The following is a 22,144-nucleotide window of genomic DNA, read 5'->3' as shown; positions in this document are numbered from 1 at the left end:
ATGTCCGACACCTCTTCCAAATCCCTCGAATTTGCCAGCCGCGCCGTCTTCTACGAGCCGGAGGAGCATTCCCAGTCGATCAGTTACCCGATCTACATGTCGGCGAATTTCCAGTATGGCGGCGATATCTATGACCAGATCGTCGCCGGCGCGCGCAAGGAAGTGAACATCTATTCACGCTGCGGCAACCCGACTGAGTACAAGCTCGAAGAGCATATCGCGCAGCTGACCGGCGGAACCGCATGCCTTGCAACCGCCTCCGGCATGGCCGCAATCTCACACGCCCTTTTCGGCATCTTGAAGGCCGGCGATCACATCGTGGCCGACCTCACCACCTATTCCTCAACCCACGAATTCTTCGACCACCGCGCCCAGGATTTCGGCCTCAAGGTCAGCCTCGTGGACTGCTCGGACGTGCGCGCCGTCGAAAACGCCTTCACGCCCGAGACGAAGGTCCTCTATGTCGAGGCCATCGCCAACCCGACGATGAAGGTTCCGCCGCTCAGGAAACTTGTCGAGATCGCTCACGCGCGCGGCATCGTCGTCATTTGCGACAACACCTTTGCCTCCCCCGCCGTCTGCCGCCCGCATGATTTCGGCGTCGACGTCGTCGTTGAAAGCGCAACGAAGTTCATCGGCGGCCACAACGATGCGGTCGGTGGCGTCATTACGCTGAAGTCCGATATCCTGCCAAAGGACTGGCTGGAGGACGTGCGCTGGAACACGCTAAACAAGCTCGGCGCGCCGCTATCGCCCTTCAACGCCTGGCTCTTGCTGCGCGGCGCGCAGACACTGGCGCTGCGCCTGGAAAAGCAGTGCGCCAACGCGCTGGCGCTCGCCAAACACCTGGAGGCCCATCCGGCCGTCAAGCGTGTCTTCTATCCCGGTCTGCCGTCCCATCCGAATTATGCCTCTGCCTCGGAACAGCTCATCGGCGGCGGCGCCATGCTCTCCTTCCAGGTGGATGACGAAGCCTGCGGCGTGCGGCTTCTGAAGCGCCTGCAGCTCTGCTCGTTCGCGGCCAGCCTCGGAGGCCTTCGCACCACCACTCAGGTGCCCGCCACCATGGCCTTCCTCGATATTCCGAGCCAGGAACGCGAGGCGATGGGCGTCGTTGACGGCCTCGTGCGTTTCTCGGTCGGCATCGAGCACATCAACGACATCATCGCCGACGTCGACCAGGCCATCGCCCTCATGCACGTAGAGCTGTGAGGCGGGATATGGCCGCCATCGTCCTTCTAGGCGATATCAACATCGATCTCGTGCTCGCCATTCCCGCCTATCCGGGCGAGGGTGGCGAGGCGATCGCTACCGGCCAGACGGCGATGATCGGCGGTTCGGCGACGAACACTGCCATCGCACTTGCCAAAGCCGGGCACGATTGCCGCTTTATCGGCAGGGTGGGTGTCGACTCCTGGGGCCACGAGGCATTGTCCGAGCTTACCGCCACCGGCATTTCCACGCGCTGGATCGGCCGCGACGACCGGGAGCCGACCCAGATCAACGTCATCACCGTCAGCCCTGCCGGCGAGCGTACGATGTTCGCCTACCGCGGCGCAAATGCACGGCTTTCGGCCGCAGATGTCGATTCGGCAGCCCTTGCCGACGCTCAGCTGTTCCATCTTTCCGGCTACGCCCTGCTCCAACCGCGCCAGACGGAAGCAGCCCTCGCCGCCATAGACCTTGCCGTCGGTGCGGACATCTACGTCACCCTCGACATTCCCGGCGGCGTGGTTGCCGCCATCGCTGAGCAAGTAAGGGCGCTCCTTCCCCGGATCGACACGATCGTGCTCGGCAGCGCCGATCTCCCTGGTCTTTTGGAACAACCGAAAGAAACGGACGAGAAAAAACTCATCGGAATGCTGCTGGAGAGCGGCGTCCGTCGGGTGGCGGTGAAGGGGTCCGGCGGAACGGCATCCGTCCTCTATCAGGTCGGCAGCACGGACAGCGCGCCGTGGTTCCCCGTGGAAGTGGTCGATACGATCGGCGCGGGAGACGCCTTCGCCGCTGGCCATATCCATGGCCGCGTCACGGGCCTGTCCGGCCCCGATTGCTGCCGTCTCGCCAATGCCTACGGCGCGCTCGCCGTCACGCGCAAGGGCGCCGGGCGGGCCATGCCCTCTCGAGACGAGGTCTTCGCCTTTCTAGAGAAGGTCGAGAACTAAAAAAGCGGGGTTTCCGCAGGCTCCGGCAAACCCTTCGGCGCAATCGGATAGCGCGGGTTGCCTCCGCCCGCTCCGCTCGTCAGACGGCTCGCTCCGGCCGCTGACGCCCCGTATCACGGGGCCGTGGCTGGAAAACCTTGCATCTCCATCTGCAAAAATTAGGCCCCGTGTTCGACGGGCCCGAGCATGCATTGCAACGGGCTCCACTCCAATGGGGACAGAACAATGAAGCCCCGCCTTGATCCGCAGGGGTGTGGATCGTTGGCGGTATCAAAACCGCTATCGAGGCAGAATGTTCCCCGTTGCGGTGGTGTGGCGTTTATGCGTCTGGGCGGTATCGGGCGGCGTCGGTATTCTTCTCCAGCCACATGGCGTTCTCGAAAAGCGCTGCCTCGTCGCTCAATCCCTTGCGGAATTGATCGGTGATATGCCGGGCTAGCCGATCGGCGCGCTTGCCGTAGCGCGGGATACTGCACCAGATGCATACTCGATCGAAGGTCCGTTGAAGCATGTCGAGCTCATCCGGGCTGATCTGAGCGCCCTTCTCTCGTGAAATATGCAGTATTGAGACCTCCTCGACGAGTGGGCGCGCGTTCTGCCAGGGGCGACTTGCTACCGGCTCGTCGAGATAGGCCAGGTACCTGAGAGCAACGCTCTCGCGGACGCCGCTTAGGTAAAGATCCATAAGTCGTTTTGCGATCGCTTCGGCCGACTTGCACTGCCGAGTCAATCCGCGTTCGCGCAGGACTTCTCCGAAGATCTGTTCGATTTGATTCATTTCGTGAGGGAGAAGGACCGTTTGGTTCGTCGCGAGGTACATCGCGCGACCTCCGGAGTTGGGGCGAAAGCGCGATGATCTTCCAGCCGCCGGGGCCCGTAGCAACCGCCCAGCGATGGCGCAGTATGCGCCAATCCATGGACAAAACAAAGCACGCGCGAGGTAGCCTGCAGCGGGTCCGCGGTTACTGGCGTCGTGTTAGTGCCGTGTAATCGGCCAGTTGATGTCGGCGAACCTGCCGATCGACCGGAGGTAGTCGATGGATCTCCAATTTCAGAGGATCGCGGTCGCCGTACTTCCCTCCTGGGGTCAGGAAAAGAAATGGCCCTCCGGGAGCGGGGACGGAGGGCGGCGTTGCGTGAAAGACTCCAATCGGCGGGACCTATCGATGGAGCTAAGCCGCGATCCGCGGGGGCATGCGTCGGCTATCAAGAACGCGTTCTGACCGCGAAAATTCCCGGAACTAAGCGTCACCACGGCGGTTGGAGTGCGGGCTCTAAAGAGAGCCGCTAGGCCCTCTTTGAAAAGTTAGAGGAGACTCACAATGGACTGGGATCGTGTTGAAGGCAACTGGAAGCAGGTAAAGGGTATGATCAAGGAACAATGGGGGCGTCTGACGGACGACGATTTGGATGAAATTGCTGGGAGGCGCGACCAACTCGAAGGCAAGATCCAAGAGCGGTATGGGATTGAGAAGGATCGCGTGCGCCAGGATATCGACGATTGGTATTCGCAACAGACGTGGTAGCCCACACCGCACTCCACATGTCCTCCTTAGCTACCGCCACGTGGGGCGGCACTGGAAACCGCACGACAACCCGGTCGCCGCCCCTCAAGGCGGAACCCGGAGACAATACCCTTAAGGGCGATGTGGCGAACGATGCGACGAACCAAGGGCGGAGCGATTCCTGGCCATCGCGGTCGTTGAACAAATAGGACAAGCAGCAGCACATAATTCAGGGCCGCGAGAAGACTTCGAACGCGGGCAAGGATTTCAATGCCGAGGCCGACCTCAAGCGCTCCGACGCGCTGCGTAAGGCCCAGGGCGATGGACAGGACCTGGGCACGGCGCATGCAGATGCGTGTGAAGACAATGAACGCAAAATCGTGAGAGGCGAAAATCAGGAAAGCAGACACCACAAGAAGAGCGGCAATAGTCCAGGGTGAACACGTCGCCTGCAGCATTTTACGGAAAGGAATGATTGATCAAGAACGCGACGGCCGTCGCTAACCAGGAGAGCCTTAAGAGCACGATGACTGACCACGAGAACATTGTGACGGTGTTCGGCGGAACGGGGTTCCTTGGACAGCGGATCGTAAGCAGGCTTCTCGACAAGGCTGTCGATGTTCGTGCCGCCTCGCGTCATCCGCACAAGATTTCGGGCGGCGCATCCGGCAAGTGGCCATTTCAGCAGATCGAGGCGGACATACTAGATCCATCCTCGATCGCCGCTGCCGTGGTGGGATCTCGCGCGGTGGTGAATGCGGTCAGCCTCTATGTTGAGCGCGGTGAGCAGACCTTCGAGCGCGTCCATGTCAAAGCTGCGACCGATGTGGCGACCGCATCGCGCGATGCCGGCGCCGAGAGGTTCGTCCAGATTTCGGGCATCGGCTCGGATCCGCAGTCCCGTTCTAACTACATCCGCGCCCGGGGCCGCGGCGAGGAGGTTGTGAAGGCGGCATTTCCAGGCGCGATCATCGTCCGTCCCGCTGTCATGGCCGGCCCCGGTGACACATTCATCACAACGATCGCGAGGCTGGTACGCCTCCTCCCGATTTATCCGCTGTTCGGCGACGGCCGCACTCGCTTGCAACCGGTTCATGTCGAGGACGTGGCGGAGGCCGTGACCCGCTTGGCCGCGGGGCAGAATGCCACGAGTGCTTCGATCTTCGAGTGCGCCGGTCCGCGCATCGTAAGCGGTGTGCCGGACGCTCCTGGTCTTGCCGCGGGGAACCTTCAGAGCAATCTCGACGAGCTTACCAATTTTCCTCTGCGCTCTGAAAGCTCGCGATATCGATTTGCTAAACGGGAACGTCATATGCTGGCGCTTTCAATTAGCGTTGACAAGAATCTTAGAGCTTTGGACCGGTTTGAAATGTTTCTATCTGAGCCGGAGGCCCTGCGATCGAAAAAGCACCGCCAGCCAGTGTTTTCGAGGGCGCGGGAAAGCCCAGATTGATCTGCCGTTATCGATCGGATGGATGAGGTCGCCGGTCGCAGCGGTAGTTGGCGCTAGGAATGCGGGCATGACGTTGGTCGGGCGGCCCAGACGGTTACATCCGGATCGAGTTTGCCTCTTGCTAGCACCACAGCGTTGCGCGTCGGTCGAGTGCCCAACATTGCCGAAAAGCCGAAGCACCGGCAGTAATGTAATCGGCGGAGCCGGACCCATCCAGGAGACATTAGTCGGACCGGCAGCTCTCGGGACGGCCCTCATTAATTGTCTTCTTCCAATTGTCCCGAACCGGTGGACGCCGGTTGGTTGTCGATTGCACCCGGCGTCCAAAACACCACGTAGATGCCGGCTAGCAACAAGGCAATTGCCGAGATTGTTACGACGAAGCCGCTCATGTTGGCCTTGGCTTTTCGGTCTGTGTCTTTCATACGTTGCGAACCATTCAGTCTAGATTAGGTTCCATCCGCTTAACGCCTGAACTCCGCCGGTCAGGTCTCCGAATAGCCGGTCGTTGCCAGAGATGTCTTGAACCCAGCAGGCTTCTCTCGCGCCGTCAGCAGGGATGCCGCGATTTCCTTGATGGCGGCAATGTCGTCAACGGGCTCAGCGGTCCGCTCCTCAAGCTTTGAGACCGCGTATTCTCAATGGAGATCGCTTTTTTCCTGAGCAGATTGCGCGCTCAGCAAGGCATGCCGCATTGGTAGAGGCACTCGTGGCGGCAAGCTTTGATCGCGCTTGCTTGTCGGGGTTCCGCTCGTGGACGGTGTGGATCTTACTCCGCTGGTCGCGACTTTTCTTGGTGGCGATCCAGCCAAGCGCGACGCGAACAGTTCCCAGCAGGGCAGGCAAGTCGCTCCTCCACCCAAAACATAGGATCATCTAGTCGCAAGAAACGCACGCTTGTGCTTGCCCGACCAGCAGTTCCGACAAGAGCTTTGCATTTTTGATCGCATGACCATCACGGTCATTGTTGAAATAAGCCCAAATAGTTTTCGCTCCGCATTGACGTATGCGCTCGGCCCAAATCATCAATTCAGCCTCGCTGTAGTCATGTCGATACCATTGGTGGGTCCCGTGAAACCGCACGTAGATATCATCGGACGTCTTCACCAGTTCGTCGGGCAGCCGAGGGCCACTGCAAGAGCAGAAGATAGTCCCCGTTTTCTCAAAAGCGTTGAAGACGTCCTCGTTCCACCAACTCTTGTGGCGGAACTCCACAACGTTTCGACGGCGAGGTTCAAGCTGAGCTAGGATAACGTGGAGCATCTCGTCGGAGTACCGAACGCTCGGCGGCAATTGAAACAGAAAGCAACCCATCTGGGGGCCGAGCAGTTCGGCTATGTAGCCGAAGTCACTGACCAAGGTGCCGGTGTCGTCGAAGCGCCTGACGTGGGTAATGAGCTCGCAGACTTTCACTGTGTAAACGAAGCTGGGTTCTGCTTGTCGCAGCCATGTTTTCACCGTGGCGATTGTGGGCCAGGAATAGAACGGCGCGTTGAGCTCCACCGTCTTGAACTGTTGTGCATAGATGGAAAACCACTGGCTCGAAGGTACATCTGCAGGATAGAACTGCCCCTTCCAATGCCAATAATACCAACCCGAGCAGCCGATATGGAAGCCATCCGACGGAGTCCGGGCAGCGGTGACCGAGCCACCATTCACCTCATGCACAAGTCTCGCCGCATGCATCTTCTCGGCGCGCTCGATGTTCGCAAGCCGCTGTTTTTGTCTGCGCTCCGCACGCAGCGCACGACGTTTAGCAAGATCTTCTGGAGAGCGTTCCACCACCTGACAACCTACCGCGTTTCATGGTCGCAAAGTTTTCGAGGGCGGTATTTGTTCCTTACCGGCTGTTGACCATCGAACCCTGTCTTCACGGTTGAACCCACTCTCTTTCACGACACATGTGACGCACGCGTGTCTCGCGAAAAAATATCGTGTTTGCTCTCAATCTCTTTCAGGAAAGCCTCGATCGTTTTTACCTGACTGTCCAACTGATCGGCTAGCGGCTGATAAACCTTGCGAAAAGATGGCGTGGGCTCCGCTGATAGCAGGCCGTTCTCGCAGGGCCGATCGTCGTCCCACCCTGCATGGTTTGCAATGGGGTAAAGACACACAGCCTCTATCGGCACTCCCCACTTCATCGCAGCCCTCACTTCTTCCCCCACATACGCCAGCCAATCGGACCGGCGATCGCCTTCGATACCCGTCTCTGCGATCAGCATCGGCCTTCCATATCGAGCGTAGGTTTCGACAAGAATTTTGCGCAATGGTTTGTAGAGGGGGTGCTCGACGTCGATCGTCGGGCCGCCGTGGATCCACTGATTGTTATGGTAGTAGTTGACGCCGATGATATCGAGATACTTTTCCGCGCCTCCTAACTGGGGCCACAAGCGTCCCGAAATCATGTCCCAAGCCTGATATTGTGCCAATCGGTGGCCTTCAGCAGCAGGTCGGTCGGCTGGACGCTCGGGATCGACAACAACATTGATGGCGGGTTCGCAGTGGACAAATCGGGAACGAGGCTCGACCTCCAGAATGGCATCCATCGCAGCGATCGAGGCGCGCGCAAGCTGCGCTTTCAGCTCGAAGCCTCGGCGCCCCGCCCATGGATTAAGGTAACCCGCGTCTCCGCCCGCCCATGAAAGGAACGAAATTTCGTTAACAGGCACAAAGAACGGCGGATTGTTGATTTCGCTTCGCAGGAGTTTCGCGGCAGCACCGGCAAAACGCGAAAACCGTCTTACAAATGAAGGCGACCATATATCGATATCATCAGGCCAGCCGTAGTGCAGCAGATCCCAGATGACCTGCGTGCCCGTCGTCCGGGCCGCGCGTATCAGGGGTAGAACGCTGTCCCAGTCATATGCTCCGGGTAATCGCTCGACCAGATGCCAGCGGAAACCGTCCCTTACACTGCTGATATAATGGCTCGCCAACTGACGGTAGTCATTCTCTGCATGCTGCTCGTGTTTTATCGAGGCTATCATGTCCAGCCGCCGACCAAGACCCGTGCCGCCCGGTGGTCGGATTCGGTGCGTCGAGCATTCAAATCCGCCGAGGAAGAAAGATTGAAATAGCCCGGTCGGACCGCATGGCGCTCTTTCCGTAAGGACCTCATCAAACAGCGCCTCCCATTGCGGAACGACCGCTTCGACGCTGTAATTTTCCTCTACGTGCCTGCGCAACTGTAGACCGAGGCTGGCGCGCAACTCCGGCGAGCCGGCAAGCAATGTGATGGCGTCCGCAACTGCCTGCGGATCGGCATGTCCTACAAAATAGCCCGAGAGGCCATGTTTGATTTGTTGTCTCGAACCGTTGTCGGCCGTTGCAATCACTGGAAGGCGGGCGGCCCCGGCCTCGGAAATGACATGGGGCATGCCTTCGTCCCGGGACAGCCAGACAAACACGTCGAGCGCTGCAAGCAGATCCGGAACATCGGCGCGGTCGCCGAGGAAGCTCAAGACAGCATCCAGTCCACGCTCGTTACAGAGAGCATTGAGTTGCAGCGCATATTGCGGCATGAAGGCATCTGGTCCGCCAACGATCACAAAGCGCATGCCCCCATCTTCGGCATGTATGATCGAGGCCGCCTCGATGAAAGTCTCCACATTCTTTTTTGCGTCGAGGCGCCCGACCCAGCCGACCAGGATCGTATCATCGGAGATGCCAAGCTGCCGGCGCATGGCACGCCGCCGGCTCGGCTGGAACTCCTTGAGATCGACCATTGAGGGAATTTCTCTGGCGTGAGATTCCCGCCCGGGCATTCGGGAGGCGGCTGCGTCGCGAATGGAGCGACAGACACCGACGTAGCGACTGGTAAAGTGTTTTGGGCCGCTCAGAGCTTCCAGGACCAGACCACCATGTTCGATCAAAGGCGGACGAATGTGCAGTCGTTCGAGTGCCGGATAGATGTCGGCAACGTTCTGGCACGAAACCACCACGTCATAAGCAGGGATCTTGTCGGCGAGATAGGCAACGGTTTCTTCCAGGGACATCGAATAGGGTGCAATGTCCACCTCGATTCCCAGAGCCCGCAGCTGGTCATGCGTCTGCACGGGCATGGTGTCCTTGCGCAGACAAGCAACCACATCGATCTTGTAGCGGGAACGGTCGATGTTGGCAGCAAGCAGACGGACCTCCGTCTCCTCTCCCCCAACGACCAACCAGCCGAAGACGAAGAGGACGGTCTTGGGGCTCGGCACCGTCATGGCTGCACCTTAAAGACGATCTGCAGGAACTCAAACCGCCGCTCCAGCAGGTCTGAAAGGAACTCCGGTGCACCCTCAAAGGGAACCACGTGGGTGATCATGTGCTGTTTGATCAGTTCACCTTGGAGAAACAAGAGTTCGATTGTCTCGCCCGCAAGCCGGCGTCGGCTCCAATGAGGTGAGAGTCCGCGCGGAACGCGATTGATCTGCGCGCAGCGGATGTTGAGGCCATTGTGGTGGAATTCCTCACCCAATCTCAGTCTGTCGGAACCATCCTGATAAAATGCCAGGTCAATGACGCTCCCCTGGGGGCGCACGGCCTTGAGCGCGACGTTGAGGCTTTCCAAATGCGCTCTAGTTTGAAAGACGAGATCGGCCCCGCGGTTGGCCACGCCATCGTGCCAGTGTGCCTTGGCATGCTGCCACGCGTGTTCCTCGGTCATCGCAAGAATGCCCATCGCCTCTGCCTTGTCCCGGCGGAACTCTGAAGGATCGGCGATGACGACTTGCGTAGCGCCGACGGTCTTGGCAAAGAGCGCCGTGAGCAAGCCCACAGTCCCGGCTCCGATAACGAGCACGCGTCGACCGATGACCCCGCATCCCAGGAACGACACTGCCGGTCCGAACGCATCCGCATCGGCATGGAGGATGCCATTCGCCGCGATCGGGCCCATCTGTGCGACAAAGATACCCAGCACGGGATCGATCGTGACGGGAAGCGGGACGAGAAGATCGCGAAACGGGTCGGCCAGGTGGCCGGTCTTATGCGCATAGGTCGCCGCAACGATATCGTTTGTTTTATAGCCAACGGCGCTTGTGTGAGCGACCCGCGCCACCTCCATGTAACCGAGAAACGGTATGGGGTAGGTTAGGTCAGGCTCCTTCTCGATGAAAACGCCCCGCTCGTTGTCGAAACGTGAGCGAAAATATGGATTGGTGTTTTTGAGGAACGTTAACTCGGTCCCGGCTGAAAACCCGGTAAAGAGCGTGTCAAGTTGTACCTGGCCATCGGTTGGCGCTTCCTCATCGTAATCCAAAAAGTACATTTTTCCGGGGCGTTCCACGCCGAGTGATCTTATGGTGCGGCTGGACATCGGCATAACTTCCTAAAAGTTGTGGAGGTCGATCGGCTGACCGGTTTCGGCAGACTTGGTCAGGGCCAGTGCAATGCGGTGGGTCGCGAGCGCTTCGTGGTAAGGACAGCGGATGCGACTTTCGCCGCCCCGCACCGCATCAACAAAGTCGCGATCCTCCAGCCACACCGGGTCTCCTTCCGCCCGGCGAACAGGCCTCCCTGCTCCGACGTCTACCATGATGTCATGGTCTGTCAGTTCGATCGCCAACCCATCGGCAAAGATGTTCAATCCGACATGATGCCCCCACCTCAGGGCACAGGTGGAGGCGATGTTTCCGATTGCGCCGGTTGCGAATGAAAGACTGGCCGTGCTCGATGTGGCGACATCAAGATCAGGAAAATCATCCCTTCTTCTATGGGTAGTCTGGCCGAAAACGCGGGTGATATCGCCGACAAGGTAACGCGCGAGATCGACGATATGCGTCGTCTGCTCCACCGTTTGCCCCCCTGAGGTATCCTTCTTCCACCACCATCGCGGCGGCGGGGTCTGATCGAGCCAGTACCCCGAGATGAGCTGTGCGGGGTTCTCCGCCAGGTGTTGGCGGGCTTCCTCAACGATGTCGAGGTATCTCCAATGGTAGCCCACCGCGGTAATCAGACCGGCCGTGGCAATTGCGGCGGCGAGCTCTTGTGCGAGATCAAGATGCAGACTGACAGGCTTTTCGACAAAAAATGGAATACGCTTGGCAATAAGCTCCCGCTCGACATCGCCATGTGCAAACGGGGGAACGCAAATATAGGCGGCATCAATTTCCAGTCCGTCCAGCATCTGGACGCAGGAACTGAAAGCTCTGGCGCCAAAGCGGCCTGCCGCGTGCCTGGCGCGTTCCATGTCCGGATCGGCAAACCCCACGAGTTCCACGTCGTCGAATCCCGCCAGAATATCGAGATGGCGGGTCGCGATCCCGCCCGCTCCAATAAAACCGATGCGCGTGCGTTCCATGGCTGGGTGCTCTCTTTCGTTGCCGACCCCCGCATGGAGAACGGCTCGGTAAATTTCCTCGGTTTCCTCGACCATCCGCCTTGCGGTGAAGTGTTGTTTGAACCTCAGCCGCTCCGCCTCTCCTGTGCGAGCGGCCGCTATCGGATCGCCTAGGACGGCGATAATTCCCTCAGCAAGTGCTTCCGGACTACCCGGTTCGACGAGGAAGGGGTGATCGTCACCAAGAGCGTCAGTCGTGCCTCCGATGGCGGTCGCAACAACTGGCACTCCAATGGACATCGCCTCAAGAACAGCCAGTGGCAGCCCCTCGAAAAGCGAGGCGAGAACGAAAACATCCGCTGAAGCCAACAACGAAGCTATGTCGTTGCGCTGCCCCGCGAACAGCACCGCCTGTTCAATCCCGAGCCGCACGACCAGGTCCTTCACAGCGGTGACCTCAGGACCAGTTCCAACCAGCAGCAACACCGCATCCGGGAATTGTTCCAGGACAGTGGGCATCGCCCTTACCAATGTCGGATGATCTTTCTGCGGTGTAAAACGAGCAATCGAGATGAGGGTGTTTGCTCGTTGGCCACCCCACTGCGACCGCACGCGGATTCCCTCGGGAAGCCGTGGAATTCCGTTGCGGACAACAGAGATCTTCTTTGGATCGATGCTCTCCCTCGAGAACGTCAACTCCGCCGTGCGGGAGACGACGATTAGCCGCTCTACGGAGCCGAGGCCCTCCCGAAAAGTCGCCTTCTGATCCTCGTCGGTGAGGAGAAACGGCAAGTGTTCCGTTCGGATAACGGGAACACCAGCGGCTTTTCCGGCGTGCGCAAGCCCATGCCCCTCCCAGCCAATGCCAGCGTGCACATGGAGGAGATCGGCGTCAAACGACTGCAGCCACAAGCCGCACTCTGTGATGTCGTTGAACTCTTTGACGGCCAGGCCGAGCGCGAAGGCTGTCGAGGTAAGATTGCCTTCGCACCCGCGCGGCACAGCTACCGTAACCTCAAAGCGATCGCACAAACACGCGCCGAGAACAAGCATATGAGCGCCCATGCCAGATGCGTCAGAGCTATCGGTCGCAAGGATGAGTTTCCGCTTTGGCTCAAGGGGCGGGGTCAACGGACACCCAACCCGACCTGCGCCGTCTCCCTGGCCTGAAATCGACTGAATGTCGAAAGTGCCTGACCGACGACTTGGTCCATGTTGTAATAGCGGTAGCTCGCCAGTCTTCCGACGAAGGTTACATCGCTTCGCGAGCGAGCAAGAAGCGCATACTGGTTGTAGAGCTCCTGATTTTCCGGTCTGGGTATCGGATAGTAAGGGTCGCCTTCCGAACAGGCGAACTCGTGACAGATGCTCGTCTTGGGGTGGACTTGCCCCGTGATGTGCTTGAATTCGGTAACCCTCGTATAGGGGACCTTCTCCGAGGGAAAGTTCACGACCCCAACGGGCAAAAGTCGCCGCCGGTCGTAAGTCGTGTGTTCGAACCGCAGACTCCTGTAAGGGAGCCGGCCGTACTGATAATCGAAAAACTCGTCGATCGGCCCGGTGAAAATGATATGCGCGTCGGGGAACTGTTCTCGGACATCCCGAAAGTCGGTATTGAGCCGGATGTCGATGTGATCGCTATCCAGCATATTTTCGAACATTTTCGTGTAGCCATCCTTCGGCATCGCCTGGAATGTGTCCTGAAAATAGCGATCGTCTGTGTTCGTACGGGTCGGAATGCGCGCGGTAACGGCCTTGTCGAGTTGGGAAGGATCCAATCCCCATTGCTTGCGGGTGTTGCCCTCGAAAAACGTCCGGTACAAATCCAGTCCGACCTGCGCGACAACGACATCCTTCGAAGTGCGTATCCGATCCATCGGCCGCGCCTTGGAGGCGAGATATTGGGCAGCCGCGGCGTCGTCCTTAAGTTCAAGTCCGTAAAGTCCATTGAGGGTTGTGCGGTTGATCGGGATCGGCAAGAGTTTACCCGCCACCTGTGCAAGCACGCGGTGTTCGTAAGGCCTCCAAGCAGTAAAGCGCGACAGATAGTCGAAGATCATTTCGCTGTTGGTGTGGAAAATGTGCGGGCCATACTTGTGAACAAGAATGCCGTGCTCGTTGTAGAAATCGTACGCGTTGCCACCAATGTGGGATCGTCGATCGCAAATAAGGACATGATGCTTGCCCTCATTTGCCAGCCTCTCGGCAAGGACAGATCCCGCAAAGCCGGCACCGACGATTACAAAATCATAGGTACGGCGTTTCGACGTCGATTTTGCCGTCCTTCGCGAGGCGGGGGCAACCGGCGGACGCGCGTTTGTTTCAGCCGCCTCCTGCACCAGTCCGTTCATTCGCCGGTGCGTCTCGTCCCAGGAAAACGTCGACAGCAGTTCGTCCGCGCCCGTCAGCCATTTTCCTGACCTGGGCTTGAGTTTGAGAGCGGCTTCGCATGCCTCTACGAATTTACCCGCATCAGACGCGAAGAATATGCCGCTGATGTCTGCGTATTGGCGCATGACATCAACGATCGGCGTGGTGACCACGGCAAGCCCGGCGGCCAGGTATTCCGGCGTTTTTGTGGGGCTGATGAATCGGGTTGCTTCGTTGAGGGCAAACGGCATCAGAGCCACGTCCCAACCGGAGAAGTAGGCAGGAAGGTCCGCGTAGTGCTTCTGGCCCAGATAATGGATGTTGGGTGCGCGTGGCACGTCCTCGACTTTGATCTTGGCCACGGGACCAATGAGGACGATTGACCAGTACGGCCGGTGATCTGCCAAGGCTCTGATCAGTTCGAGATCAAGACGCTCGTCGATGACGCCGCAAAAACCGAGGACCGGGCCAGCGAGGTCCGCCTGATCCGGCGGATTGATCGGCTGCTTGCGTGCCGACCGGAAATGCCGCACATCCACGCTGGACGGAAAGGGATGAATGTTGTCGTGCATGAGGCGTTTGGCGTCGTAGAGGCTATGGCCGCCCGTGAACACCACATCAGCCCGTTGCATCAGCTCACGCTCCAGCTCCCCGATATTTGCCGGAGCAAATCTGAAGTTGGCGAGCTCGTCCATGGAGTCATAAACTATTGCGGCCGCATCGATATGCCGGGCGAACGGAAACATCATCGGCGTGTAGAACCACAAGATTGGCTTGCGATGACCTGCAAGCTCGAGAAGCTCGTCAAGCAGTCCCGCCAAACCGGAGTTTCGTTGCGCCTCGGTCCATCCTCTGGGGATTCGGGGTCTAACGGCTTTTACGGTCGTGCCCGCGAAAGAATGGATCTCCAGGTAGGCAAGATGGTGATCGGTCGGAATGACCTCTTCAAAGAAGTATACGCGCCGCTCCCGAGCAAAGCGCTCCATGAGGTGTTGTGGCCGCTGCACGACAAAATCCCAGCGCAGGTGTGAAAAACAAATCACCGGTGCGCAAGCATTGCTGGAATTGTCGTTGGTCTTTGGAACTGCAGTTAGAATATCCATACTCATTCCGCGCTGAGCTGTTCGTAGGCTGAAACAACTTCAATTGCCGCGCGCCTCCTTCTTGGCTGACTGTTCGGCTCGAATTAGCTGGCGAAGTTTCTTGATGGAGTGGGGCCAAGTCCAAGATCGAAGGACTGCGGCGCGTGGGCTGAAGTCCGCAAGCCGCGACAACATCCCGGCAATGCCGATGTGAAACTTGTCCGACTTTGCGGTGGCCCCGGTTTGCGGAGTGATGTATTGCTGGCCGCATCGCAATTCGGCGTTGACGAGCACCGGCAAGCCCGCGAGCATATATTCGGTCAGGACCGCCGGCGCCCCGTCATCGACACCGCACACCACTCCCATCCGAGCGAGGTTCATCAATCTGTTGACCTCCCCGAAGGAGACGCCAGGAGGTCCGACAAAATCGACGTTAAGCTCCAATTCTGTCGCTTGATGACGCAGTTGCTCGGATTGATCGCCGTAGCCGAATACACAAAGTGCCCGCACAGTTCTGGGCAACTTGGCGAGCGCGTGAAACAGGATATCGTGGCGCTTGTAGGCTTGCGCGGCAGCCACATAGATTATGTCGTAAGCCTTGGCCCCCTCGATGGGAAAGAACATCGACGGTGCAGCAAATTCCGGGCCGATCGGAAGGATCGCGGTGCGTTTGCCCGGGTGACGTGCCTCGACGTCGCGGCTCTGCTCCTCTGATCCTGTCAGGATTAGATCGAAATGGCGGCTTGTGGTCGAAGGGACGCGCAGCGCCGGCGCGTCGATTGAGTTATAGATTTTGAAGCTGGTTTGGCAGGCCTGGAGGATTTCCTCACCAACCCCCAGGCCCCAGACACAAAGAATATCTGGAGCGCCATAAATCTCGATATGGGCAAGCATGTCGTCCGACGAAAATGGGGAAGTACTTCCATCGAGGTAAAAGGAGCGTCGCGTAAGGAAGGAATTCTCCTTAACCTCAGGGGGTGGGTTGCTGGCCCGCCAATGGCTCCAGATCTCCGCCCGATCGACTAGGCCGTCAGCCACGCTGGCCAGTGGCAGTCGCTCCAGATATCCGCCCGACACGTGCACTACATTTTCATGCGTTGGCCAAGCAGCCATCTCATCCTTGAAACGGGATGCCCAGGCCGCCAAACGTTCCGTCTTGGTGGGGGCTTGTGAAACCGGTGGCCAGCCGTCCTGGAAATCACTGATGACGACGATCTTTCGCATTACTCACTTCGCACATCTACGGTCGCGAACGTCGAGACGACGATCGCGTTTTGGGAAACGGAATCTGTTTTTGTCAGGGTTCTGATAGTCGTGGCTTGCAACCGACGAGAACACAGTTTGTTCCAGTTGCGTGGCAACTTTAAATTCTTGACCGAGGTATTCAGGACTAGCGCGGCGCTGGGTGCATCCCTGAATCGAGACCAATTCTCCTTGCGAGCCGCACCTCAAACGGCGCTAAGGCGAAAATTGTCAGAGAGAAAAGGCATCTTGCAGAAAGCAAAATGATGTCTGGAGACAGGATGAAAACATTCAATACCGAACAGTCATTCTCCTTTTAATACTGCGAGTTTTCGATCTCCCCACACCAAATTCGGAACATACCCGGCGCCGCAACGTTTGGGCTTGTCTGACATCGTTCGGATTGATGACTTGGTGACCCCCACCTGACTGTTCGAGATTTGAACTCCCTGAAGTCCAACTCGAAAATGGAGAAAGATTACCCAATGACTCCCAAGACGAAAGACTTGAGCGATCTCTTTCACGATACGCTTAAAGACATCTACTTCGCTGAAAAGCAGATCCTCAAGGCACTTCCGAAGATGGCGCGGGCTGCGCAGTCTGAAGAAGGCAAGGCCGGCTTCCTAAAGCATCGGGATGAGACTGAAGGCCAGATCGAGCGGCTTGGTCAGGTTTTTGAGATCATCGGAAAACCGGCCCGAGGCAAGACGTGCGAAGCCATTCAAGGGATGATTTCCGAAGGCGAAGAGATCATGGAAGAATACAAGGGCACCGCCGCCCTTGATGCCGGCCTCATCTCGTCGGCCCAGACCGTCGAGCATTATGAGATCGCCCGTTATGGAACACTCAAATCATGGGCGGCCCAGCTTGGCCTCAATGGAGCCGTCGCACTCCTTGATGCCAATCTCCAGGAGGAGATCGCCACCGATCAGAAGCTGACGGCACTTGGCGAAGCCGCGGCAAACCCCAAGGTGTCCAGGCAGGCCGCCGAGTAGTCGCACTTCGATATCGGGAAGCCGCCTTGCCAGGCGGCTTTCTCCCCGCGCGAGCAAGTGTGTGCCTCGAGCGCAGTCCTCGGCCAGAAAATTCAGCACACCGGAGCATCTATGCCTATCGGGAACTCGTCCAGGAAATCGCCACTCAGCTCGAGACGCGGATCAGGCTGGTGCCGGTGCCTTTCGCGATGTGGAGCATGTTGGCGACTGCTGCGGAGTTTCTTCCGGCCGTGTCTCTGACGCGCAACCAAGTCGACCTCATGCGTCGTGACAATGTCGCGGCAGTTGATCTGCCGGGCCTGGAAGAACTGGGCATCCAATCGCGCGGCATCGAGGACGTCATCCGAATGCACGAGACTTGAGCCGAAACCGATCGCCGCTCGTACGGTTCGTCGGACTGAACAGGAGGACTACAGCCATGGCCAGATGCGACCTGTGCGGAGTTTCGAATGCGCCATCCAGAAACTCGCTCCGACTTTCCCGCATTGAGGCGTTAGGATTATCGGGCATGGTGTCGAGCAGGAGGGAGCCGACGCTCTCACCGATCGCGCGCCTTGAGGCCGTCACCGTGCAGCCCTAACGGACCAAGAATTCATCAAAAAAGCCCAGTGTTACCTTTAGGAAGGTCGGTCGGAAACCGCGCGGGAACCATTCGCCGAGGACAGCATTAGTGCCATCGATCTCGGATTGTGTCCGGCGGGCGACAAAGTCATGGTGCATCAGATGCCCTCGCCGTAAAACTGTGGCCCGACGACAGCGGCATGCCTCCGCACGTTTCTCATGCTTATCGGAGTGATTTTGACTCACTTCGACTTCGCGGCCGGATCGCATGCCGTTCCCTGTTCGAACCGTCCGCTGGCTGTAGCATCTTGCGAAACTCATCCCGTCGCTCATGAATGGATGCTATCACTGGGCCCATCGGAATGCCGATGCCAACGAGCACCGCCTGCGACAGTTGGAGGCTGGCTTCGATGGTCTCTGGCACCGCATCCGTCACTTTGAGTTCGTATAACTCAGTTGCGTGCACCGCATCCCGTGCGCGGGCGACAATAGTGAGATCCGCCCGCTCGGATCTTGCAGAGGAGACGATCGAGGCCACAGCCTCTGCGTTATCCAAGGTTACAACAAGTGCGCGAGCACTCTGGATTCCGCAGCGTCGAAGCAACTCGATTCGTGTGGCATCGCCATAATAGATCGTAGAACCGCGCCCTCGCTCCTTGCCGACAAGCACTGGATCGGCGTCGATTGCCAGGAACCTCAACCCATGTCGCGTGAGCATCTCCGCGACCAGTTGCCCGACACGTCCATAGCCGACGACGATCACACGCTCTAAGCCGTCATCATGCTGGGGCGTTAGTCCTGCAAACGAAGGATCAGCCGTCCCGGCATATGCCCTATCGCGGCCCAGCAGGCGCACCAGCAAGGGAACGCCGATCATCGTCAAGGTTGCCGCGACTGTGGCAGTGGCGGCAACGGCACCAGGGACAACATTGCCTGCCACAGCAGCGCCGATAAGGATTAATGCGAACTCGCCGCCAGGTCCTAGCACAAGTGCGACTTCGCCGGCATGGCGGGTCGTCAGTCCTGACAGGCGCGCGATCGGAAAGAGGGTCAGAGCTTTTATGGCAAACAGCCCGATCGCGACGCCGACTGTGACGACCGGGTTGGCAATGATCTCGGAAAGATCCAGACGAGCTCCAACGGATACGAAGAAGAGCCCAAGCAAAAGCCCCTGGAAGGGCTGGATGGTAACCTCGATCTGACGACGATACTCGGTTTCAGCGAGCAAGAGACCTGCAACGAAAGCGCCGAGCGCCATCGACTGACCACTGAGGGCTGTGATTAGGCCAGAACCGATTACGACCAAGAGGCATGCAGCGACGAACAATTCGTTACTCTTTGTTGTCGCGACCAGTTTGAACAAAGGTCGCAGGATGAGGCGACCGATGCCGGCCATCGCGAAAAGCGCCACTGCGGCAGGCGCCAGAGCATACAACAGGCCGGCGCCGAGCCCCGTCCCTTCGCGCGAGCCCAAAATCGTCACCATGAACAGGAGAGGCGCCACGGCGAGATCCTGGAAGAGCAGTACGGCGAAACTTGCCCGCCCAACGGTTGTGTTCAGCAGTTTGCGCTCAACAAGCGACGGTAGAATGATCGCCGTCGACGACATGGCGAGCGCACTGCCAAGCACCACCGCTGAAGCCGGAGTTTGGCCCAGCAAGCCCGCGATGGCCGCGAGGACGGCTGTCGAGGTGAGAACCTGAAGGCCGCCCAATCCGAAGACGAACTTGCGCATTAACAGAAGACGGCTCCACGACAGCTCGAGCGCGATCATAAAAAGCAGGAATGCCACGCCGAATTCCGCAAGAAGCGCGATCTGTCCAACGTCGGTGATTGAGATTGCGGAGAGCCACGGCCAATCTCCTACGAGCGCTCCAAGACCGAAGGGACCAAGCAAGATGCCGGCTGCGAGAAAGCCAAAAACCGGGCTCAGTTTCAATCGCCCAAACAGTGGCACGATAACGCCTGCCGTCGTTAGAAAAAGCAGAAGCTCCTTGTAATTTTCTGGTCCTGGCGTCATCGATAGCTCACAACCCTTGGTTCAGAGTGACGGGCGCATAGTGTACCAAGCCGACTGGCATCTCTTTTCTCCCCTGAAGGATCCTACTCTCATTTTCAGAGGAATGTCCCGGGAGTGGTACCCTCGCTTTTGTGGCTGGTGGCGACGACAGTTCCGTATTTTCATGCACGGACGGCTTCGCACTGTTAGCAGGTTCGTACGCCTTCCCGAACCGCGCCGGGAACCAATGCCTAGATGGCTAACGGCGCTGGAAACGGGAGAACAGGCTTTGTGTCGTATGCCGAGCCAGCCAAGACTCGGCACGAAGCGACGACCGAACGCGCCAATCACGCGATTTAGGGCATCGAACTACGCAGGAGCGGGCCATATGAGGCTGTGACAGAGCTTTGTGCACTCGGAGCAGTTGTGCAAACGGCCGCCGAAAGCACGATTAAAGCCTCTGTTTCAGATCGTACCCCTCGCAGGGCCGCCAACAACTTCTTTGAGCGAAAGACACGACAAAGCTTGGAGAGGTATTGCAAGAAACCTTCATGTTGCCCGTAAGGCCATATCACCGCGAGAAAGATATCGACTGGCTCGTCGTCGGGTGCGTTGAACTCGATTGGTTCGCGCAGGGTAACAAGCACTTTAGCCGGAGTTATCAATCCCGGAATAAACGCGTGCGGTAGGGCAAAGCCTTCCCCGAAACCCGTCGAACCAAGAGCCTCCCGCTCGAGCAGGCCGTCTAGAATGACACTGGCTGGGACACGAGTACGTTGCGCTAGGTGAGACGAAATGGCCTGGAGAACCGCCCGCCCGCCCCCCGCCGGCACGCCGAGCATCAAATCATCTTCGAAGCCGAGTTTTTCATCATTCATTTTCTCCTCCCCCGCTTCTCTCTGGCCGGCAAAGATCGCGCTGGTTTCACTCCATATTGCCCAATTTTGAACTGGTGCCTTGTGCCTCCGATTTCAAGCGACGTCGCAGCAAACGCCCAATAGTCTTTCGGAGCGGGGACGACCGTCCTCAAGAAGTATTATTGGTCGCCAAACGACCGACGCTCAATCGCGGCCAGACACGTGGAAGCGGGTGCCAGTCGATACATTGTGCGATCCTGAACGCACAGAACGGGAACAAACGTGGCACAATCGTCATGTGAATCATTCGCAACTGGAAACCAAGATTGGGCTGATCGCTTCCAGTTTTCCGTCGAAAACCTGCACTTCCCGTCTGATTTTGACTAGCAGTGATGATGTCCCGGGGAGTGGGGTAGCATGAGCGCCGTGCTTTTCGGACGAAGCCGGGAATAGGTCACGTTGCCGTAACGGGCAGGCTGATGAGCGGATCATCGCTCATCGCGCCGACGCGTTTTGTTGGTCGTGACTAGAGAACCTGCGGCCATTGCTGGTGAGCGTGCATGACGGTGAGGATCTCGACGTCTCGACTTATGCGGTAGGGGATGATGTAGGGAATGTCGGCCAGCACGAGCTCGCGCGTGCTCTTGATACGACCAGGCCGCCCACTGGCAGGGTACTCCGCTAACGCATCCACGGCAGTGACAATCCGCGCCACGACGCGAGCCGCCGCATCCGGATCGTCTTTCTCGATATACGCGCCGATCTCATCAAGTCGCCGCAACGCCCGCAGCGTCCAACGAATACGCTTCCGACTCATGATTGGCGGGCAGACTTGACGTACTTCCTGACGACTTTCGCCACATCTTCATCGCTGGCGAACTCACCCCGGTCGGCCTCGGTCAACCCGGCTTCAATCTCGGCAAGCTGCCATTCCTGCTGCTCAACGAAAGCTTCGATGGCCGCTGCAGCCATATAAGAGCGGGACCGATCCAGCTTCTCAGCGAGCTGATCCAGCTTGCTCGCGGTTTCATCTTTTATACGCACGGTAAACGCAGCGGTCATGGGATCTCACCTTCCTTGGTTCACCTTGATTATCGATGAACCGCACTGGTGCGTCAAGGTTCAAGACACTTCTTCAAAGCATCCGCTACGCGGCTGATCCATCGGTTTTTCTGTGCTTAGAAACGTCCTGGTGGGGCCTGTAGCTCAATGGTTAGAGCCGTCGGCGCATCACCGACTGGTTGCAGGTTCGAGTCCTGCCGGGCCTACCACACCATACTTAGCTCTTTACGTATGCGCCTTTCCATTCAAAATAGCCGACGGCAATGCGGCCCTGCCTTTGACGGCGTTGGTGAATTCCGGGTGTCGGAGCGTTCCAGATAGCCGAGGCGCTGCACGCGCGCTATGTCCATGGAGCCCGACGTGTCGACCGCTAGCACGAGTTCCAAGTCGACGTCCGCAGGTGAGGCGGTGGCCCGCAATGCTGCCTCGCGGGATGGGTGCGCTTGATCCCATGCTCTCCAACTGCAAAAACCGGCCATCGGCCGTCACATGCAAGGCCCAAGGCCGAATGGCCCCGGCTCCGTCGCCTGTCGGGGAGTTGGCGCGGCTTGAAAGAACTCTCTGCCCACGCGCGCGCGGAGGCACATT

17 protein-coding genes, 1 tRNA gene and 2 pseudogenes are annotated in these 22,144 nt (G+C 58.4%); 8 read left to right on the top strand and 12 right to left on the bottom strand.

What is annotated here, in order from left to right:
• Positions 1 to 1,212: a trans-sulfuration enzyme family protein gene (locus AC070A_RS27285; RefSeq protein WP_057248308.1), complete on the top strand. Its 1,212-nt coding sequence runs from the start codon at positions 1 to 3 to the stop codon at positions 1,210 to 1,212.
• A gap of 8 nt (positions 1,213 to 1,220) precedes the next feature.
• Positions 1,221 to 2,165: a carbohydrate kinase family protein gene (locus AC070A_RS27280; protein WP_113736895.1), complete on the top strand. Its 945-nt coding sequence runs from the start codon at positions 1,221 to 1,223 to the stop codon at positions 2,163 to 2,165.
• Between the two features lie 319 nt (positions 2,166 to 2,484).
• Here the strand turns inward: AC070A_RS27280 and AC070A_RS27275 are convergent, their stop codons facing one another.
• Positions 2,485 to 2,985, bottom strand: a complete 501-nt coding sequence (locus tag AC070A_RS27275) for a hypothetical protein (RefSeq protein WP_113736894.1) — start codon at positions 2,983 to 2,985, stop codon at positions 2,485 to 2,487.
• Between the two features lie 502 nt (positions 2,986 to 3,487).
• Here AC070A_RS27275 and AC070A_RS27270 point away from each other — a divergent pair.
• The 3 genes from AC070A_RS27270 (at position 3,488) to AC070A_RS27260 (ending at position 5,123) form a co-directional block, all read left to right on the top strand.
• On the top strand, positions 3,488 to 3,691 hold the full coding sequence (locus AC070A_RS27270) for a CsbD family protein (RefSeq protein ID WP_057248312.1): 204 nt from the start codon (positions 3,488 to 3,490) through the stop codon (positions 3,689 to 3,691).
• A 203-nt stretch (positions 3,692 to 3,894) separates the two neighbouring features.
• On the top strand, positions 3,895 to 4,110 hold the full coding sequence (locus AC070A_RS27265; RefSeq protein WP_082615726.1) for a hypothetical protein: 216 nt from the start codon (positions 3,895 to 3,897) through the stop codon (positions 4,108 to 4,110).
• 35 nt (positions 4,111 to 4,145) lie between these two features.
• A complete protein-coding gene (locus AC070A_RS27260) occupies positions 4,146 to 5,123 on the top strand; it encodes a complex I NDUFA9 subunit family protein (RefSeq protein WP_492383597.1) in 978 nt (325 codons plus the stop codon).
• Positions 5,124 to 5,380: 257 nt separating this feature from the next.
• Here AC070A_RS27260 and AC070A_RS27255 read toward each other — a convergent pair whose 3' ends face one another.
• The 6 genes and pseudogenes from AC070A_RS27255 to AC070A_RS27230 all read right to left on the bottom strand — a co-directional run bounded on the left by AC070A_RS27255 (position 5,381) and on the right by AC070A_RS27230 (position 16,064).
• Positions 5,381 to 5,548: a hypothetical protein gene (locus tag AC070A_RS27255; protein ID WP_156414563.1), complete on the bottom strand. Its 168-nt coding sequence runs from the start codon at positions 5,546 to 5,548 to the stop codon at positions 5,381 to 5,383.
• A 451-nt stretch (positions 5,549 to 5,999) separates the two neighbouring features.
• Positions 6,000 to 6,908: a DUF72 domain-containing protein gene (locus AC070A_RS27250; RefSeq protein WP_057248314.1), complete on the bottom strand. Its 909-nt coding sequence runs from the start codon at positions 6,906 to 6,908 to the stop codon at positions 6,000 to 6,002.
• A gap of 107 nt (positions 6,909 to 7,015) precedes the next feature.
• Positions 7,016 to 9,331, bottom strand: a complete 2,316-nt coding sequence (locus AC070A_RS27245) for a glycosyltransferase family 4 protein (protein WP_113736893.1) — start codon at positions 9,329 to 9,331, stop codon at positions 7,016 to 7,018.
• A pseudogene (locus AC070A_RS27240) lies at positions 9,328 to 12,453 on the bottom strand (glycosyltransferase). The gene AC070A_RS27245 and the pseudogene AC070A_RS27240 overlap by 4 nt, the downstream one beginning before the upstream one ends.
• Positions 12,454 to 12,515: 62 nt before the next feature.
• A complete protein-coding gene (gene glf / locus AC070A_RS27235) occupies positions 12,516 to 14,861 on the bottom strand; it encodes a UDP-galactopyranose mutase (RefSeq protein ID WP_492383598.1) in 2,346 nt (781 codons plus the stop codon).
• A gap of 39 nt (positions 14,862 to 14,900) precedes the next feature.
• Positions 14,901 to 16,064: a glycosyltransferase gene (locus AC070A_RS27230; protein WP_112995283.1), complete on the bottom strand. Its 1,164-nt coding sequence runs from the start codon at positions 16,062 to 16,064 to the stop codon at positions 14,901 to 14,903.
• A 485-nt stretch (positions 16,065 to 16,549) separates the two neighbouring features.
• Between AC070A_RS27230 and AC070A_RS27225 the strand changes: the two genes are divergently transcribed.
• Both AC070A_RS27225 and AC070A_RS27220 read left to right on the top strand, forming a co-directional pair.
• On the top strand, positions 16,550 to 17,077 hold the full coding sequence (locus tag AC070A_RS27225; protein ID WP_492383599.1) for a YciE/YciF ferroxidase family protein: 528 nt from the start codon (positions 16,550 to 16,552) through the stop codon (positions 17,075 to 17,077).
• Between the two features lie 26 nt (positions 17,078 to 17,103).
• On the top strand, positions 17,104 to 17,439 hold the full coding sequence (locus tag AC070A_RS27220; protein ID WP_492383600.1) for a hypothetical protein: 336 nt from the start codon (positions 17,104 to 17,106) through the stop codon (positions 17,437 to 17,439).
• 422 nt (positions 17,440 to 17,861) lie between these two features.
• Here the strand turns inward: AC070A_RS27220 and AC070A_RS27215 are convergent, their stop codons facing one another.
• The 4 genes from AC070A_RS27215 to AC070A_RS27200 form a co-directional block, all read right to left on the bottom strand.
• Positions 17,862 to 19,658, bottom strand: a complete 1,797-nt coding sequence (locus AC070A_RS27215; protein ID WP_113736890.1) for a cation:proton antiporter domain-containing protein — start codon at positions 19,656 to 19,658, stop codon at positions 17,862 to 17,864.
• A gap of 335 nt (positions 19,659 to 19,993) precedes the next feature.
• A complete protein-coding gene (locus tag AC070A_RS27210) occupies positions 19,994 to 20,515 on the bottom strand; it encodes a PTS sugar transporter subunit IIA (RefSeq protein WP_492383601.1) in 522 nt (173 codons plus the stop codon).
• 505 nt (positions 20,516 to 21,020) lie between these two features.
• Positions 21,021 to 21,311 (bottom strand): type II toxin-antitoxin system RelE/ParE family toxin, encoded by a 291-nt coding sequence (locus AC070A_RS27205; protein ID WP_057248323.1) that lies wholly within the window; start codon positions 21,309 to 21,311, stop codon positions 21,021 to 21,023.
• On the bottom strand, positions 21,308 to 21,556 hold the full coding sequence (locus AC070A_RS27200; protein WP_057248324.1) for a CopG family ribbon-helix-helix protein: 249 nt from the start codon (positions 21,554 to 21,556) through the stop codon (positions 21,308 to 21,310). The genes AC070A_RS27205 and AC070A_RS27200 overlap by 4 nt, the downstream gene beginning before the upstream one ends.
• Before the next feature lie 133 nt (positions 21,557 to 21,689).
• Between AC070A_RS27200 and AC070A_RS27195 the strand changes: the two genes are divergently transcribed.
• A tRNA-Ile gene (locus tag AC070A_RS27195) sits at positions 21,690 to 21,765 on the top strand.
• 26 nt (positions 21,766 to 21,791) lie between these two features.
• Here the strand turns inward: AC070A_RS27195 and AC070A_RS27190 are convergent.
• Positions 21,792 to 22,035, bottom strand: a pseudogene (locus AC070A_RS27190) (DUF1194 domain-containing protein); the annotation flags it as partial.
• Between the last annotated feature and the right edge of the window lie 109 nt (positions 22,036 to 22,144).

Source organism: Ensifer sp. GW101-20A05 (genome assembly GCF_059424735.1).
Note: the sequence above shows the minus strand (reverse complement) of the source record. Positions and strands in the feature narration are given on the sequence as shown.

Bases quoted from the DNA above. Each gene is read 5' to 3' on its own strand.
- AC070A_RS27285 (WP_057248308.1), top strand. From the start codon at position 1: ATGTCCGACACCTCTTCCAAATCCCTCGAATTTGCCAGCCGCGCCGTC.
- AC070A_RS27280 (WP_113736895.1), top strand. From the start codon at position 1,221: ATGGCCGCCATCGTCCTTCTAGGCGATATCAACATCGATCTCGTGCTC.
- AC070A_RS27275 (WP_113736894.1), bottom strand. From the start codon at position 2,985: ATGTACCTCGCGACGAACCAAACGGTCCTTCTCCCTCACGAAATGAAT.
- AC070A_RS27270 (WP_057248312.1), top strand. From the start codon at position 3,488: ATGGACTGGGATCGTGTTGAAGGCAACTGGAAGCAGGTAAAGGGTATG.
- AC070A_RS27255 (WP_156414563.1), bottom strand. From the start codon at position 5,548: ATGAAAGACACAGACCGAAAAGCCAAGGCCAACATGAGCGGCTTCGTC.
- AC070A_RS27245 (WP_113736893.1), bottom strand. From the start codon at position 9,331: ATGACGGTGCCGAGCCCCAAGACCGTCCTCTTCGTCTTCGGCTGGTTG.
- glf (WP_492383598.1), bottom strand. From the start codon at position 14,861: ATGGATATTCTAACTGCAGTTCCAAAGACCAACGACAATTCCAGCAAT.
- AC070A_RS27230 (WP_112995283.1), bottom strand. From the start codon at position 16,064: ATGCGAAAGATCGTCGTCATCAGTGATTTCCAGGACGGCTGGCCACCG.
- AC070A_RS27225 (WP_492383599.1), top strand. From the start codon at position 16,550: ATGGAGAAAGATTACCCAATGACTCCCAAGACGAAAGACTTGAGCGAT.
- AC070A_RS27215 (WP_113736890.1), bottom strand. From the start codon at position 19,658: ATGACGCCAGGACCAGAAAATTACAAGGAGCTTCTGCTTTTTCTAACG.
- AC070A_RS27210 (WP_492383601.1), bottom strand. From the start codon at position 20,515: ATGAATGATGAAAAACTCGGCTTCGAAGATGATTTGATGCTCGGCGTG.
- AC070A_RS27205 (WP_057248323.1), bottom strand. From the start codon at position 21,311: ATGAGTCGGAAGCGTATTCGTTGGACGCTGCGGGCGTTGCGGCGACTT.
- AC070A_RS27200 (WP_057248324.1), bottom strand. From the start codon at position 21,556: ATGACCGCTGCGTTTACCGTGCGTATAAAAGATGAAACCGCGAGCAAG.